Source organism: Thalassolituus sp. LLYu03, from assembly GCF_050507655.1.
Taxonomy (GTDB): Bacteria; Pseudomonadota; Gammaproteobacteria; order Pseudomonadales; family Oceanobacteraceae; genus Venatoribacter.
In genome coordinates this window covers 655,357-671,307 of the sequence record NZ_CP191496.1, presented here as the reverse complement: position 1 = coordinate 671,307, position 15,951 = coordinate 655,357, and the positions used below count along the sequence as shown (strand labels likewise).

Sequence of the window (15,951 nt, the reverse complement as noted above, 5' to 3'; positions counted from 1 at the left end):
GCGGAATGGCGACATTACGACTCCATCCCGCTTTTTTCGGCAGATTCCGGTGAGCTTATTTAGTCACCGCAATGCGTGTATGAACTAACCCTAAATGATACTGAAAACAGGGGTTTATGTCCATTACTGAAACGTCTTATCCCACCACTTTGTGAATCCCGCTTACCTGCCATACCTCAACAAACAGGCCAGCCGGCGGCTTTCTGCCGCTTGCTATTGTCGAGTTACACAAAGTTACAATAAGTTACATACAAATTTACACTTAATAAAACTTCACTCTCAGGCCATTGCCCTATTTCATTGTCGTTATTGAGTATGGAAACTGTTGAGAGGCCCATTAGTAATGCAAGTTATTCTCAATGAAGCCTGTCAACACGCCTGCCCGGGCACTGCAACGGAATCTGTCACGATAACTCTTACAATAAATGCCGAGGTTAACTCATGCCTGTAGCCGTAGATGGCCGTCGTCGCCTGCAACCTGAAGAACGTAAGCGCCTGCTGATGAGCAACGCGGTTGAGGTATTTGCCCGCCGCGGTATCGGTCGTGGTGGCCATACTGAAATCGCCGAACTCGGTGGCGTGTCCGTTGCCACCGTATTCAACTACTTCAAAACCCGTGAAGCGCTGGTCGATGCTGTGCTTGAGGAAGTTGAAAACTACCTGTTGGATCTGGCCGACAGCATTTACGAAGAAGCCGACAACCCACTGGAAGCCATCCGCTCCCACGTCAAAGCCTTCCTGCAGGCTTGCGAAGACAACCCGTCGTACATCAAGGTGTGGCTGGAGTGGAGCGCTTCGGTACGCGATGAAACCTGGCCCAAATATCTGGAATTCCAGAACAAGCTGCTGGACATCATTGCCAAGCAGGTCGACAAAGGCATCCGCGTCGGCATTCTGGAACAGGGGCTGGCGCCGAAAGAACGCGCCCGCTGGGCACTGGGCAACGCACAAATGCTGGTGTCCATGGTATTTGATCCGGCCGGTAAACCGCGTGGCATGGATAAAATGGTCGAGCGTGGCTTCGACCACATGCTCGGCGTAAAAGCCTGATTTTCTGACCGTAAAACGGCCCATAAAAAAACCGCTCAGTGAGCGGTTTTTTTATTTCAGGCTGACGGGCTGAATCAGAAACCCAGCACATCCTGCATATCGTACAGACCATTGGCCTGACCATTCACCCACACCGCAGCGCGCACAGCGCCTTTGGCGAAAGTCATGCGGCTTTGCGCTTTATGGGTAATTTCCACGCGCTCACCTTCGGTGGCGAACATCACCGTGTGATCACCGACCACGTCACCACCACGGATGGTTTCAAAACCAATCTGCTTCTGCGGACGGGCACCTGTGTAGCCTTCACGGCCATACACAGCCACTTCTTTTAAGTCCCAACCCAGGGTTTCGGCAACCACTTCACCCATGCGCAGCGCAGTACCGGACGGCGCATCGACTTTGTGACGGTGATGCATTTCCACCACTTCGATATCGCTGTCGTCACCCATGATGGAAGCCGCCATGCGCAGCAGATTCAGACACAGGTTCACACCCACGGAATAGTTAGGCGCAAACACAATGCCCATATCGGCGGCGGCGGATTTCAGACCAGCTTTCTGCTCGTCGGTCAGACCTGTGGTACCGATGACAATTTTCTTGCCGTGCTGACGGCAGAGTTCAACGTTGGCCATGGTCGCCGCCGGCGCGGTGAAGTCGATCAGTACATCGAACTGATCCACCACATCCGCCAGCGACACAGACGCCGGGACGTTCAGAATCACGCCCAGACCCGCAATTGCACCGGCGTCGACGCCAGCCATCGGATCGTCCGGCAGTACAATCGCTGCACCCAGCTCTGCCCCTTCAGCGGCACGAACGGCTTCAATCAGCACGCGGCCCATACGACCGGCAGCACCGGTAATCGCAATACGAGTCATGAATATGTCCACAGAAAATCAAAAACGGCGCTAAGGATATAGCGATTCGGCGGGAGATGTAAGGCGGAAACCGCCTTACATCGGTCGGGCGAAGACCCCGGGGATTACATATCCTCGAAGAACTTCTTCACCCCTTCAAACCAGCTCTTCTTCTGCGGCGAATGCTTTTCACCGGTGAGAGAAGCCTGGAACTGCATCAACAGCTCTTTCTGCGCATCGGTGAGATTCACCGGTGTTTCCACCTGCACACGGCACAGCAGATCGCCCGCCGGGCCACCGCGCACTGGCGTTACGCCTTTACCACGCAGACGGAACAATTTGCCGCTCTGGGTTTCCGCCGGAATTTTCAGCTTCACGCGGCCATCCAGCGTCGGCACTTCGAGTTCGCCACCGAGTGCTGCATCGACGATGCTGATCGGTACGTCGCAATACAGGTTGCGGCCATCACGATGGAACAGGTCGTGCTCACGCACGCTCACCTGCACATACAGGTCGCCCGCCGGACCACCCATTGAACCTGCTTCACCCTCACCCGCCAGACGGATGCGGTCACCGGTATCAACGCCCGCCGGAATTTTCACCGACAGCGTCTTGGTTTCTTCCTTCACACCGCGACCGTGGCAGCTGGTGCACGGATCTTCGATGATGGTGCCCTGACCACGACAGCTCGGACAGGTCTGCTGCACGGAGAAAAAGCCCTGCTGCATACGGATCTGACCCGCACCGTGACAGGTGGTACACGCCTTAGGCTTGGTGCCCGGTTTGGCGCCTGAACCGTCACAGGTGGTACAGGCCGTCAGGGTCGGAACACGGATTTTCTTCTCAACCCCACGTACGGCTTCTTCCAGCGACAGCTCCAGTGTGTAGCGCAGGTCGGAACCGCGCTGTGGACCACCGCGCGCACCGCCACGGCCGCCGCCACCGAAAATATCGCCGAATACGTCGCCGAAAATGTCGCTGAAGCTGGCACCGCCGCCTCCGCCGAAACCGCCGGCCTGACCATCCACACCGGCATGACCGTACTGGTCGTAGGCACGGCGTTTCTGTTCGTCACCCAGAATTTCGTAAGCTTCGGTTGCTTCTTTGAATTTGGCTTCTGCGTCTTCGTCATCCGGATTACGGTCCGGGTGAAACTTCATCGCCAGCTTACGGTACGCTTTTTTCAGCGTCGGGCCATCGGCGTCTTTGGCGACGCCAAGCACCTCGTAATAATCACGTTTTGACATACTTCACCTGTTTGTTGTCTGCCACCGGCAGTCGCCTTTCGGCCGCAGTAACACAATCAGTTCACGAAAATTGCAAAACAAAACGCGACAGCTTCCAAAAAGAAAACTGCCGCGTTCTGCTTAATCCTCAAAAAGGATTAATTACTTGTCTTTAACTTCTTCGAACTCGGCATCAACAACGTCGTCGTCCTGGCCCTTTTCGGCACCGGCGTCACCACCTGCCTGCTGGGCCTGAGCCTGCTCAGAGTACAGACGCTGAGCCAGTGAGCTGGACGCTTCGGTCAGTGCTTTGGTCTTGGCTTCGATTTCGTCTTTATCGGTGCCTTTCAGTACGCCTTCCAGATCCGCGATGGCTTTTTCGATGGCGGTCTTTTCGTCATCGGTCACCTTGTCTTTCGCGTCTTCCAGTGTCTTTTTGGTGGCGTGAATCAGACCATCGGCGGTGTTACGCGCCTGCACCAGTTCTTCGAACTGACGGTCCGCATCGGCGTTGGCTTCTGCGTCAGCGACCATTTTCTCGATTTCGTCATCACTCAGACCGGAAGAGGCCTTGATCACGATGGACTGTTCTTTTCCGGTCGCCTTGTCTTTCGCGCTCACGTTCAGAATGCCGTTGGCGTCGATGTCGAAGGTCACTTCGATCTGTGGCATACCACGTGGAGCCGGTGGAATGTCGGCCAGATCGAAACGGCCCAGCGATTTGTTCTGGGACGCCTGCTTACGCTCACCCTGTACCACGTGAATGGTTACGGCAGTCTGGTTGTCGTCAGCGGTTGAGAACACCTGAGATTTCTTGGTCGGAATCGTGGTGTTTTTCTCAATAACCGCCGTCGCTACGCCACCCATGGTTTCAATACCCAGAGTCAGCGGCGTTACGTCCAGCAGCAGAACGTCTTTAACATCGCCCGACAGAACCGCGCCCTGAATCGCAGCACCCACGGCTACGGCTTCGTCCGGGTTCACGTCTTTGCGTGGTTCTTTGCCGAAGAAATCAGCCACTTTCTTCTGCACCATTGGCATACGGGTCTGACCGCCCACCAGAATCACTTCGTCGATTTCAGACGCAGACAGACCGGCGTCTTTCAGTGCGATGCGGCAAGGTTCCAGAGAACGCTGAACCAGTTCTTCAACCAGAGCTTCCAGTTTGGCACGGGTCACTTTGACGTTCAGGTGCTTAGGACCGGTCGCGTCGGCGGTGATGTACGGCAGGTTCACGTCAGTCTGCTGAGAAGACGACAGTTCAACCTTGGCTTTTTCTGCGGCTTCTTTCAGACGCTGCAGAGCCAGCGGATCGTTGTGCAGGTCGATACCGCTTTCTTTCTTGAATTCGGCTGCTAAATACTCGATCAGGCGCAAGTCGAAGTCTTCACCACCGAGGAAGGTGTCACCGTTGGTGGCCAGTACTTCGAATTGTTTTTCACCGTCAACGTCGGCCACTTCGATGATGGAAATATCGAAGGTACCACCGCCCAGGTCGTATACCGCGATGGTGCGGTCGCCGCCTTCTTTGTCGATACCGTACGCCAGTGCCGCCGCAGTTGGTTCGTTAATGATACGTTTTACTTCCAGACCCGCGATTTTACCGGCGTCTTTGGTCGCCTGACGCTGAGAGTCGTTGAAGTAAGCCGGTACGGTAATAACCGCTTCGGTCACTTTTTCGCCGAGGTAATCTTCAGCGGTTTTCTTCATCTTTTTCAGCACTTCCGCAGAAATCTGTGGTGGTGCGTATTTCTGGCCTTTTACTTCAACCCAGGCGTCGCCGTTGTCGGCCTGAACCACTTTATAAGGCACCATAGAGATGTCTTTCTGTACCACGTCGTCTTTGAAACGACGGCCGATCAGACGCTTAACCGCAAACAGGGTGTTCTGTGGGTTGGTTACGGCCTGACGCTTGGCAGACTGGCCAACCAGTACTTCATCGTCGGTGTACGCGATAATGGATGGTGTAGTACGGTCGCCTTCAGAGTTTTCAATAACCCGGGTCTTTTCACCATCCAGAATGGCCACACAAGAGTTGGTGGTGCCCAGGTCGATACCAATAATCTTACCCATTTTAAATTCCTCATTCGTGCGGCTTACGCCGCGTGAACATTAAAAACCGTTGTAATCGTGTTGTTTTCTATATAAGTCCGGGAAAACTGCTTTCAAGCCCCGGTAACAATTTAATTCAGGCGTTTTCGTTGATGGTCGGTGCGCCTTTGCTCACCATCACCATCGCCGGACGCAGCAGACGGCCATGCAGGGTGTAGCCCTTCTGCATCACGGCAATCACTGTGTTTGGTTCGGTACCCGGTACTTCCACCATGCTCATGGCCTGATGCAGTTCCGGATTGAACGGCTGACTCATAGGGTCAACCACGTCCACTTTGTACTTGGCCAGGCCATTCACCAGACCGCTCAGGGTCATTTCCACACCTTCACGGATGGCATTCAGGGTTTCGTCTTCGCCACTGATCGCCGCCAGCGCGCGCTCCAGATTGTCGACGGTGTTCACCATTTCAGCGGCAAACTTCTCGACACCGAACTTGTGAGCCTTCTCTACGTCCGCCTCAGCACGGCGGCGCACGTTCTGCATTTCAGCCTGCAGACGCAGCATCTGCTCTTTCAGATCGGCAATGTCCTGGTTGGCAGCAGCCAGCGCAGCGTTCAGTTCATCAGAAGCCTCAGCCTGTGGCGCATCAGCCTGAGCGTCTGCGGTTGCCTGTTCATTCAGCTCGTCTTGAACTTTTTGTTCGTCCGACATTGTCTTTCCCCGGTCGTTGTCATTAACACTGGCAGCTATATGGGGGACACTTTTCCGGGATTCAAGGGCTTGCCGCAAGATTCTCTTGACAGATTCCTATACTGTATATAAAAACACTGTATATCCATTCAGATACGGAGCATCTGCATGCTGTCACATCTGTCCATTCATCAGTTTGCCCTGGTCGACCAGCTTGAGCTGGAAGTGCTGCCAGGGATGTCCGTTATCACAGGCGAAACCGGCGCCGGCAAATCCATTCTGCTCGACGCACTGGGCCTTGCCCTTGGCGACCGGGCTGAAGCCGACTGTGTCCGCCACGGGGCTGAAAAGGCCGAAATCGGTGCCACCTTCAGCATGAATGAACGGGCGCGGCTGTGGCTGCAGCAGCGGGATATTCCGGCCGACGACGATGCCATAATCCTGCGCCGTATTATCTCCTCTGAAGGCCGCTCGCGCGGCTACATCAACGGACGTCCGGCCTCGGCTTCCGATCTGAAAGAGATCGGCCAACTGCTAATCGAAATCCATTCCCAGCACGCCCATCAGCGCTTACTGCAGAAAGAAACCCCGCGCCAGCTGCTGGATGCCTACGGCAATCTGCAATTACAGGCCAGTGAGGTATCGCTGGTGTGGGAAGAATGGCAACAGCATGCGCGCCGTCTGAACCGCCTGCAGGAAGAAAGCGCCGAAGTAAAAGCACAGCGCCAGTTGCTGACCTATCAGGTCGAAGAACTGCGCCAGCTGGCACCGGGCGCTACTGAGCTGGATGAACTGGAAAGTGAACACAAACGCTTAGCCAATGCCGAGAACATGCTGCTCAATGGCCAGTACGCACTGGCCGCCTGTTACGGTGATGACTCCGGCGAACTGGCCGCCACCCAGCTGACCCACCAGGCGATGAACCGGCTGGGCAATATTGACGATCAGCACCCGCTGCTGAACGAAGCGCGCGACCTGCTGCAGCAGGCGAAAATTCAGCTCGAAGAAGCCGCCCATTCCCTGCAGCGATATTTGGATCTGGTCGACATTAACCCGCACCGACTGCAGCAGGTAGAGAACCGCCTGAGCGATCTGTACAGCATGGCGCGCAAGCATCAGATAGCTCCGCAGACCCTGCATGCACACTGGCAGGAACAGGAAGCCGCGCTGGCCGAACTCAATTTAAGCGACGACGATCTGGCCGGCCTGCAACAGCAGGTAAACGCACTGGAGCAGGAATACCGCCAGCTGGCACAGGGCCTGAGCGATGCGCGACGCACCGCCGCTGCGCGCATGGACAGCGAGGTGGAAGCGCACTTTGAAGCCTTAGCCCTGGGCCGCGCCCGTTTCGTTACTCAGATAGAAGCGGACGTCAGCAAAGCCAGCCGCCACGGCATCGACCAGATTGGTTTTATCGTGCAGACCAACCCGGGCATGCCGGCCGGCCCGCTGGCCAAGGTGGCCTCTGGGGGGGAGCTGGCGCGCATCAGCCTGGCCATTCAGGTCGTGACCGCGGCGGTGTGTGAAACCCCGAGCCTGATTTTCGATGAAGTGGATGTGGGCATTGGCGGCGGTACCGCCGAACGCGTCGGGCGCCTGCTGCGTGCGCTTGGTCAGGACGGTCAGGTGCTGTGCGTAACGCACCAGCCACAGGTTGCCGCTCAGGCGCACCAGCATTATCAGGTGAGCAAAATCAGCGGCGACAACGCCACCCACACCCAGCTGCGCAAGTTGAACGACAAACAACGTTCGGAAGAAATTGCTCGTATGTTGGGCGGCGTGAACATCACCCAGCAGACGCTGGCCCATGCGCAGGAAATGCTGGCGTTGGTGCAGTAACCGGAATTGCAGGCACAAAAAAGGCAGCGTTCGCTGCCTTTTTTATTGCGTTAGCGGTCTGCGTTAAACGCGGCGCTTACTTCTTCTTGCGCACGTACAGCACCAGACTGTGCTCAACCAGTTCAAAACCGTGCTCTTCGGCAATCTGGTGTTGCAGGCGTTCAATCTGCTCGTTCGTGAACTCAATCACAGTGCCATCTTCCACGTTGACCATGTGGTCGTGGTGATCGCCTTTGGCCAGTTCGAATACAGAATGACCACCGTCGAAGTTGTGACGAGCCACCAGACCAGCGCTTTCGAACTGGGTCAGAACACGGTAAACCGTGGCCAGACCAACGTCTTCGCCCGCTTCAATCAGGGATTTGTACACGTCTTCCGCGCTCATGTGCGCTTCGGAGTTGCTTTCCAGGATGCTCAGGATTTTCACCCGCGGCAGCGTTACTTTAAGACCTGCTTTACGCAACTCCACGTTCTGATCAGACATGGCTTCCCTCGAATATTTCACACAAAACTGAATTATCGGTATTATCGCCGCTCAAAGCTGTAACGCAACTTAAGAGATAACGACTTGAACACAAGAGCGTCGATTCTGACCGTTTTGCTCGGATTTGCAACCCTGACGGGCTGTGTCTTCCCCGGGGTATACAAGCTGAATGTTCAGCAGGGCAACATCGTCACAGCCGACATGCTGTCACAACTCAAGCCGGGCATGACCCAACGTCAGGTGACCTACGTAATGGGTAATCCGGTGCTGCAGAACCCGTTTGAACAGAAACGCTGGGATTACCTTTACACCCTCGAACAACGCGATGAAGTTGTAAAAAACTATCGCATCAGTGTGTTTTTCGATGATGCCGGCCTGTACACCCACTACACAGGCTCACTGCCGGCAGAAGAGTTCAGTGAAGAAGATCAGCTGAATTCGATCCCGAAAGAAGAAAAACCGTCGACCATTCCTGAGGTCAGCGAGTAATTCCCTCTCGCGCAGGCATAAAAAAGCCGGACTCAGTCCGGCTTTTTTATGCCTGCATCATGAGCACAGAGGCATCGAGCCCCAGTGCCTTCGCTCAGTCGGCCTTAGCGGTTTTCGCTGCGCGGTTGGCACGCGCCTGTTTCGGGTCGATCAACAGCGGGCGATAAATTTCGATACGGTCTCCGGCCCGCACTACGTCGGTTTCCGGCGTACGGGTTGCCTTACCGAAAATACCGAATTTGGCTTCCGCCAGATCCAGCTCGGGAAACTCGTTCTCGATACCCGACTGCTTCACCGCATCCAGCATGGTTGTGCCCGGCTCAACATCCACCGTCAGGATCTTCTGTTTGTTCGGCAGCGCGTACGCCACCTCAACCTGAATCACGTCAGCCATAAATTTCTTTTGCCCGTTTAACGAAAGAGTCCACCATCATGTTGGCGATCTGCTTGAACACAGCGCCCATAGCCACACCCGCAATGCGGTTGCTCATTTCAAATTCCATATCCAGCGACACCTTACAGGCTTCGTCGGACAACGGCTGAAACCGCCAGATGCCTTCAAAGCGACTGAAAGGCCCGTTCAGCAGGCGCATTTCCATGCGCTCTGGCCGCACCAGCGTATTGTGCGTGCTGAAGCTCTGATTCACACCGGCTTTGGCAATGGTCAGCGTCGCTTCAATGAAATCGTCGCCTTCGGCAATGACCTCGGTGGCTTTGCAGCCATCGAGGAATTCCGGATAACGACGGACATCATTGATCAGCTCAAACATCTGCTCGGCGGTGTGCATCACCAGAGCACTGCGGGTAATGGTGGTCATCCCTTGTTCCCGCTCAGCCCAGACCTTTCACGAAGATGTACAGAATGGCCAGCGGCGAAATAAAGCGCAGCACGAACATCCAGACGTTGAACAGCGCCTTGTTCTTGATGCGCACTTCGTCGGCCACATCCTTACGCTTCATAAACCAGCCAACAAACAGGGCAATGGCAACGCCGCCCAGTGGCATCATCAGGTTCGAGGTCAGGAAGTCGAGGTTGTCGAAGAAAGTACCGCGCAGGAACTTCACATCGCCCATGACGTTAAACGACAGCACAGTGCCGATGCCCAGCAACCAGGCCAGAGCACAGACAGCAAAGGTCGCTTTGCCACGGCTGATGCCTTTTTCCACACACCAGGCCACCGCCGGTTCCGCAATGGAAATGGCCGAACTCCAGGCCGCCACCACCACCAACAGGAAGAACACAGTACCAATCAGGCTGCCCGCCGGCAGAGCGCCGAAGGCAATCGGCAGCGTCTGGAACATCAGACCAGGGCCCGCAGCCGGCTCCATACCATTGGAGAACACGATCGGGAAAATGATCAGACCCGCCACCAGAGCAACCAGCGTATCCAGCACGGCCACGGTCATCACGGTTTTGGTCAGCGAAGCTTTGCCCGGCATATAAGCGCCGTACGCCATCATCGCACCCATACCCAGACTCAGGGTAAAGAAGGAGTGACCCAGCGCCACCACGATACTGCTGGAATTCAGCTTGCTGGTATCAAACGAGAACATAAAGTCGAAGCCCTGTGCGAACCCTGGTGTGGTCAGGGCATAGCCCAGCAGCACCAACAGCATCACAAACAGCATCGGCATCATCAGACGCACACTGTCTTCCAGACCGTGCTTAACACCACGGGCAATAACAAAGCCGGTCATCGCCATAAACAGCGTGTGCCAGCCCAGCAGAGCCCAAGGGCTGCCCAGCAGATCCGAAAACGCGGCAGATGCCACCTCGGCACCGGCGCCACTGAAGTCGCCCATGGCCATCTTCACCACATAGGCCAGAGTCCAGCCGGCGATCACACTGTAGAACGAGAGGATGAAGAAACCGGCAACGGCTCCCATCCAGCCGAGACCCGCGAACGCCTTAGGGGCACCCTGCTCTTCCGTCATGTGTTGCATGGTGTGAATCGGGCTCATACGACCACGACGCCCCAGCAGAACCTCTGCCATCATAACGGGCACACCCGCCAGCAGAATGCAGGCCAGATACATCAGAACAAAGGCGCCACCGCCGTTTTCACCCGTGATATACGGAAACTTCCAGATGTTCCCCAGACCCACTGCCGAACCGGTAGCGGCCAGAATGAATGTCCAGCGGCTTCCCCAGACGCCGTGCATTCCTCGATTCTTTTGACTCATATTCTTGTCTGCCTTACTTAAAACGCGGGTATTGTCGGAGATTTATCCTTTGCTCTCAAGGCGTTAAAGCCAGCCACACTGCCTTTTCGGTCACTGCTCGGTTATAATCACCTGTCATGAGTACCAAGAAGAATTCAAAAGCCCAGAGCGGCACCATCGCGCTGAACAAAAAAGCCCGCCACGACTACTTCATCGAAGAAAAATTCGAGGCTGGCCTGTCCCTGACCGGTTGGGAAGTCAAATCCCTGCGGCAGAGCAAAGTACAGCTGCTCGACTCCTACGTCGACTTTCACCGCGGTGAAGCCTGGCTGACCGGCGCCCTGATCACACCACTGGCACAGGCCTCCACACACACAGTGTGCGAACCCCGTCGCCAGCGCAAACTGCTGCTGCACGGGCGCGAGCTCGAACGCATCCAGCAAAAGATTCAGGCCAAGGGTTACACCTGTGTCTGTACGGCTCTGTACTGGAAAGGACCTTACGTCAAAGCGGAAATCGCGCTGGCCAAAGGTAAACAGATGCACGACAAGCGCGACACCAGCAAGGACCGTGACTGGGCCAAGCAGAAAGAGCGCATCATGAAACACGCGGTGCGTTAACCCGCCCCGCTGTGTTACACTTGCCCCGTTCTGTGGCACTTGAAATCGTTGTAAACGACCTCATATACAGAACAACACCGCAGACTTGTGGTTAACCGGATTCGGGGATGATCAGGATTCGACGTTGATTACAAAGCTATGGGTGCATGCCGAGAGGGTATAGCGATCTCGTTAATCTCCGTTATACAACATATAGTCGCAAACGACGAAACTTACGCACTGGCGGCTTAAGCCCCGCCTACCTCAGAACCCAGGTGCCTGTAGCTGGGGGAAGAGGGCGCCGTCTTACAGGCTCGCCCCGATGCTTCGCTCGTAGCTGACGGGTCAAAACTAACCGAGCTCGTTCCGAACGGCCTGCCTCTCGGCCCGTGACGAACTAAAACAATAGAGAAGGCTAAGCATGTAGATCCTCTAGTGGAGGATTGGCGGACGGGGGTTCAAATCCCCCCATCTCCACCAAATACAAAGCCCCTGATGCTCGCATCAGGGGCTTTTTATTTGGCCGGCGCTCGGGTTTCTGAACCTGCCACAGTTGGGTTCCAAAAACGGCAGGACAGCCGTTTTACACTGCGAAGCAGCCCGAAGGGCGAGGTACATGGATGTACCGAGTGCAATCCCCCATCAGCACTTTTATTTGGCCGACATTAGGGATTCTGAACCTGCCGCAGTTGGGCTATGAAAACCGTCCATGGTTTTCACCGAAGGCTCGCTGCGCTCGTGCAAAAACGCTCCCGGCGTTTTTGTCACATATTGCCGGGAGCAATATGCACCGCCGCAGGCGCCCGCAGGGGCTGGGCCATGGATGGCCCAGAGTGCAATCGCCCATCGACCTCGCATCAACACTTTAATTTGGCAGGAACCCGGGGTGTTAAGCCACCCAAATTCGGCGCACCAAATGGCAATACACACCATTGAATCATGAGCGCCCTTCCATTTAACAGCCTTGAAAATTCCGGATAAAAATTCCGACATGGTCACACTGCCTTTCACAATTCCCCGTCCTCCAGAGTCAACTCCGCCGTCCTTTACGGTCAATCCACTGGCTGGTCTTCCGGGTTATTGTCACCCTACAACAATAATCAGAAGGTATGTTTTCATGACCAGAGAAATCACTTCCGATGTTCTGGTGGTCGGTGGGGGGATCGCCGGCATTGTGACGACGCTGGAGCTTCTGCGCGCCGGTAAGCGCGTGACTCTGGTCGACCGCGACACGCCCGAGCGCCTCGGTGGTCTGGCGCTGTGGGCCTTTGGTGGCATGGCGCTGGTCGGCACCTCGTTGCAGCGCAAGATGGGCATTCCCGACACGCCCGAGCGGGCGCTGGCCGACTGGATCCGCTTCGGTGAACTGGATACCCGCGACGAGCATTCGCTGGCGTGGGCGAAATACTACGTCGAACACTCGTGTGCCGAGGTACACGACTGGCTGCAGAGCGAAGGCGTTAAATTCATGCCGGCCGTGAACTGGGTCGAGCGTGGCATGTACGGCGACGGCAACAGTGTGCCGCGCTATCACATTGTCTACGGCACCTCGCGCGAACTGACCCGCACCATGATTGCCGCCATGCACGCGGCTAACCGCGACAACCGTTTAACCCTGCTGCACAAGCATTCCATTACCGCCCTTGAACAACACGGCGACACAATCACCGGCGCCAGCGGCACCAATGACGAAACCGGTGAAGCGGTGCGTTTTAAGGCCGGCACTGTGGTCATCGCCAGCGGTGGTCTGAATGGCAATCATCAGCAAACCCGCGCCAACTGGCCGAAAGAACGACCAATGCCTGCGACCATGCTCAACGGCGCCCACCCGTTTGCCGACGGCAATATGCATCACGAAGTGGCCGGTAAACTCGGCGGTCATATCGTTAACTCCGGCGAAATGTGGAATTACGCGGCGGGCTTTGCTCACCCGTATCCGCATTTTAAAGGCCACGGTTTATCCACCATTCCGTGTAAATCGGCGCTCTGGCTCGACCATAAAGGCAAGCGCATTGGCCCTGAACCTCTGGTCACCGGCTTTGATACGCACTGGCTGTGTCAGCGTGTAGCCGAGCAGGAAAAACCCTGGACCTGGCATCTGCTGAACTGGCGCATTGCTGCCAAAGAATTCGCCATTTCCGGCGCCGAACACAACCAGCGCATCCGCGACAAACAATTCGTACGCTTTGTGCTGGAAACCCTGTTCGGCAACCACCGTCTGGTGAAACAGATGGCCAGTGAAAGTGCCGACTTTATTGTCGCCGACACGCTGGAAGAACTGGCCGGAAAAATGAACACGCTGACCCAGTCGCTGGATATCGATGCGGCGCAATTACAGGACACCGCCGATGCCTTCGACGCCAATTTTGCGGCTGGCAGCAAACTCGAAAACGACGATCAGATCCGCCGTATTCTGCACGCGCGACAATGGGGGCCAGACCGTCTGCGCACCTGCAAACCGGCGCCGCTGCAAAAGAAAGGCGCAGGCCCTTTTATTGCCATCCGTATGCAATTAATTACCCGTAAGAGTCTGGGTGGTTTGCGTACTGATTTAAAAAGTCGTGTACTGGGGGACAACAACCAGCCGGTCGCCGGTCTTTACTGCGTCGGTGAAGCTGCAGGCTTCGGCGGCGGCGGTTCCAACGGCAAACGATCACTGGAAGGTACTTTTCTGCCCGGCTGCATCATGACCGCCCGGGCGGCCGCTAAATCCATCATCGCCGGTGAATAACCGCGAATTAAACCGAATATGTGAGCGAGGAGAATAACAATGCCAAACGGCGCACAAGCTCTGATGAAAACTCTGGTCGATGCCGGCATCGAAGTCTGCTTCACCAACCCGGGCACCAGCGAAATGCATTTTGTCGCGGCCCTCGACAGTGAACCGAACATGAAAGCCGTACTGGCACTGTTCGAAGGTGTCGCCACCGGCGCTGCCGACGGTTACGCGCGCATGGCCGATAAACCCGCCGCCACCCTGCTGCATTTAGGCTGCGGTCTGGGTAACGGTCTGGCCAACCTGCACAACGCCCGCAAAGGCAAAGTGCCGGTGGTCAACATTGTTGGCGACCACGCCACCTATCATGTGCCTTACGACGCTCAGCTGCAGTCTGATATTGAAACCGTGGCGCGCAACGTGTCGCCGGGCTTTGTCCGTACCTCACAGAAAACAGAAGCCCTGTGTCAGGACGCCGCCGATGCCATTACCGCCGCGCGTGGTTTCCCTGGTCAGGTAGCAACCTTGATTCTGCCGGCCGACGTATCCTGGGGCGAAGGCGGCGTGCCATGCGTTGTACCGCCACAACCGGCCGCGCCATTGGCGGATGACGCCACGGTACAGGCCATCGCCGATGCCATCCGTTCCGGCAAGAAAACCGCCTTTTTACTGGGCGGCCGTGCCCTGCGCGAACAAAGCCTGCTGGCGGCCGCCAAAATAGCGGCCAATAACGGTGTGAAACTATTTGCCGAAACTTTCCCGACCCGCATTGAGCGCGGCGAAGGTCTGCCAGCGGTTGAGCGTATTGCTTATTTTGCTGAACTGGCCGGCGTGCAGCTGGCGGATGTGGAAAGCCTGATTCTGGTCGACTGCAAAGCGCCGGTGTCTTTCTTTGCCTACCCGGGCAAAAAAAGCTATCTGGTACCGGACGGCTGCACTGTGCACACACTGGCCACCCCGGAACAGGACACCGCCGGCAGTCTGAATAAACTGGCCACCGCGCTGGGTGCGGCCGCGGCCTCCCCTGCCCTGCAGGCGGCGGAGCGTCCGGGTCGTCCGCGCGGTAAATTAACCGCCGAAAAAGTCTGCAAAGCCGTTGCTCATTTCCTGCCGGACAACGCCATTATTGTCGACGAAGCCATTACCTCAGGTCTGATGCTCAACAAAATGACCGCCGGCTGCCCGCGCCACGACATGATCACCTTAACCGGTGGTGCGATTGGTCAGGGCCTGCCGAATTCGGTCGGTGCGGCCATCGCCTGTCCGGACCGCCCGGTCATTTCGCTGATCGGCGACGGCACCGCCATGTACACAGTGCAGGCGTTGTGGACCATGGCGCGCGAACAACTGAACGTGACCAGCATTATTTTTAATAATGCCTCGTACTCGGTTCTGAACATTGAACTGGAGCGCGTGGGTGCCGACGAAGTGGGCGCAAAAGCCAAATCTCAGCTCGACCTGAACGGCCCTGTGCTGAATTTTGCGCAACTGGCCACCGGCATGGGCGTTCACGGAATCCGTGTGCATACCGCCGAGGAAATGAACAAAGCACTGGAATACGCACTGGCGCATCCTGGCCCGCATCTGATTGAAGCTGTGGTGCCGGAATCCCTGAACGGTGTAAAACGCAAAGTGCTGCCGTGGGTGCTGCGTTCGCTGCCAAGTCTGCCACTGTCAGTCACCCGTGCCCTGAAAAAGAAAATTGCGCCGTGAGGTCATTGCGCTCTCTAAAAAGCGCCAATAGAAAGCAGCGTGAAATAAATGAAGTGTTAAATAAATGAAGTT

At 56.1% G+C, this 15,951-nt stretch carries 15 protein-coding genes and 1 other RNA gene; 7 read left to right on the top strand and 9 right to left on the bottom strand.

Annotation, left to right across the window (positions count from 1 at the left end):
• Positions 1 to 441: 441 nt before the first annotated feature.
• The gene (locus ACQUQU_RS03205; protein ID WP_430461810.1) at positions 442 to 1,050 is read left to right on the top strand and encodes a TetR/AcrR family transcriptional regulator; all 609 of its coding nucleotides are present in this window, start codon (positions 442 to 444) and stop codon (positions 1,048 to 1,050) included.
• 74 nt (positions 1,051 to 1,124) lie between these two features.
• On the opposite strand, the gene dapB is transcribed toward ACQUQU_RS03205, so the two are convergent.
• From dapB to grpE, 4 genes are all read right to left on the bottom strand, one after another.
• A complete protein-coding gene (dapB, locus tag ACQUQU_RS03200; RefSeq protein WP_430461809.1) occupies positions 1,125 to 1,928 on the bottom strand; it encodes a 4-hydroxy-tetrahydrodipicolinate reductase in 804 nt (267 codons plus the stop codon).
• A 104-nt stretch (positions 1,929 to 2,032) separates the two neighbouring features.
• Complete coding sequence (gene dnaJ / locus ACQUQU_RS03195; RefSeq protein WP_430461808.1) at positions 2,033 to 3,154, bottom strand: molecular chaperone DnaJ; 1,122 nt, start codon at positions 3,152 to 3,154, stop codon at positions 2,033 to 2,035.
• Between the two features lie 141 nt (positions 3,155 to 3,295).
• Entirely contained in the window at positions 3,296 to 5,206 is a 1,911-nt protein-coding gene (gene dnaK, locus ACQUQU_RS03190; protein ID WP_430461807.1) for a molecular chaperone DnaK, read from the bottom strand.
• A gap of 115 nt (positions 5,207 to 5,321) precedes the next feature.
• Complete coding sequence (gene grpE / locus ACQUQU_RS03185; RefSeq protein WP_430461806.1) at positions 5,322 to 5,897, bottom strand: nucleotide exchange factor GrpE; 576 nt, start codon at positions 5,895 to 5,897, stop codon at positions 5,322 to 5,324.
• Between the two features lie 147 nt (positions 5,898 to 6,044).
• Between grpE and recN the strand changes: the two genes are divergently transcribed.
• Complete coding sequence (gene recN, locus ACQUQU_RS03180; RefSeq protein ID WP_430461805.1) at positions 6,045 to 7,715, top strand: DNA repair protein RecN; 1,671 nt, start codon at positions 6,045 to 6,047, stop codon at positions 7,713 to 7,715.
• Positions 7,716 to 7,791: 76 nt separating this feature from the next.
• On the opposite strand, the gene fur is transcribed toward recN, so the two are convergent.
• On the bottom strand, positions 7,792 to 8,199 hold the full coding sequence (gene fur, locus ACQUQU_RS03175; protein WP_430461804.1) for a ferric iron uptake transcriptional regulator: 408 nt from the start codon (positions 8,197 to 8,199) through the stop codon (positions 7,792 to 7,794).
• Positions 8,200 to 8,283: 84 nt separating this feature from the next.
• On the opposite strand from fur, the gene ACQUQU_RS03170 reads away from it, so the two are divergent.
• Complete coding sequence (locus ACQUQU_RS03170; RefSeq protein WP_430461803.1) at positions 8,284 to 8,688, top strand: outer membrane protein assembly factor BamE; 405 nt, start codon at positions 8,284 to 8,286, stop codon at positions 8,686 to 8,688.
• A gap of 94 nt (positions 8,689 to 8,782) precedes the next feature.
• On the opposite strand, the gene ACQUQU_RS03165 is transcribed toward ACQUQU_RS03170, so the two are convergent.
• From ACQUQU_RS03165 to ACQUQU_RS03155, 3 genes are read right to left on the bottom strand one after another with little or no spacing between them, the layout of a single operon-like run.
• Entirely contained in the window at positions 8,783 to 9,082 is a 300-nt protein-coding gene (locus tag ACQUQU_RS03165; RefSeq protein ID WP_430461802.1) for an RnfH family protein, read from the bottom strand.
• Entirely contained in the window at positions 9,075 to 9,506 is a 432-nt protein-coding gene (locus ACQUQU_RS03160) for a type II toxin-antitoxin system RatA family toxin (protein WP_430461801.1), read from the bottom strand. Before ACQUQU_RS03160 ends, ACQUQU_RS03165 begins: the two co-directional genes overlap by 8 nt.
• A gap of 13 nt (positions 9,507 to 9,519) precedes the next feature.
• Positions 9,520 to 10,851 carry a sodium-dependent transporter gene (locus tag ACQUQU_RS03155; RefSeq protein ID WP_430461800.1) on the bottom strand — a complete coding sequence of 444 codons (1,332 nt, stop codon included), beginning with the start codon at positions 10,849 to 10,851 and terminating at the stop codon, positions 9,520 to 9,522.
• 137 nt (positions 10,852 to 10,988) lie between these two features.
• Between ACQUQU_RS03155 and smpB the strand changes: the two genes are divergently transcribed.
• Together smpB and ssrA are read left to right on the top strand one after the other, a co-directional pair.
• Positions 10,989 to 11,471, top strand: a complete 483-nt coding sequence (gene smpB, locus ACQUQU_RS03150) for an SsrA-binding protein SmpB (RefSeq protein WP_430461799.1) — start codon at positions 10,989 to 10,991, stop codon at positions 11,469 to 11,471.
• A gap of 103 nt (positions 11,472 to 11,574) precedes the next feature.
• Positions 11,575 to 11,930, top strand: a transfer-messenger RNA (tmRNA) gene (gene ssrA / locus ACQUQU_RS03145).
• A gap of 171 nt (positions 11,931 to 12,101) precedes the next feature.
• Here the strand turns inward: ssrA and ACQUQU_RS03140 are convergent.
• Complete coding sequence (locus ACQUQU_RS03140) at positions 12,102 to 12,461, bottom strand: hypothetical protein (RefSeq protein WP_430461798.1); 360 nt, start codon at positions 12,459 to 12,461, stop codon at positions 12,102 to 12,104.
• Between the two features lie 106 nt (positions 12,462 to 12,567).
• Between ACQUQU_RS03140 and ACQUQU_RS03135 the strand changes: the two genes are divergently transcribed.
• Positions 12,568 to 14,181 carry an FAD-dependent oxidoreductase gene (locus ACQUQU_RS03135; protein ID WP_430461797.1) on the top strand — a complete coding sequence of 538 codons (1,614 nt, stop codon included), beginning with the start codon at positions 12,568 to 12,570 and terminating at the stop codon, positions 14,179 to 14,181.
• 39 nt (positions 14,182 to 14,220) lie between these two features.
• Complete coding sequence (locus tag ACQUQU_RS03130; protein ID WP_430461796.1) at positions 14,221 to 15,879, top strand: acetolactate synthase large subunit; 1,659 nt, start codon at positions 14,221 to 14,223, stop codon at positions 15,877 to 15,879.
• Positions 15,880 to 15,951: the final 72 nt, after the last annotated feature.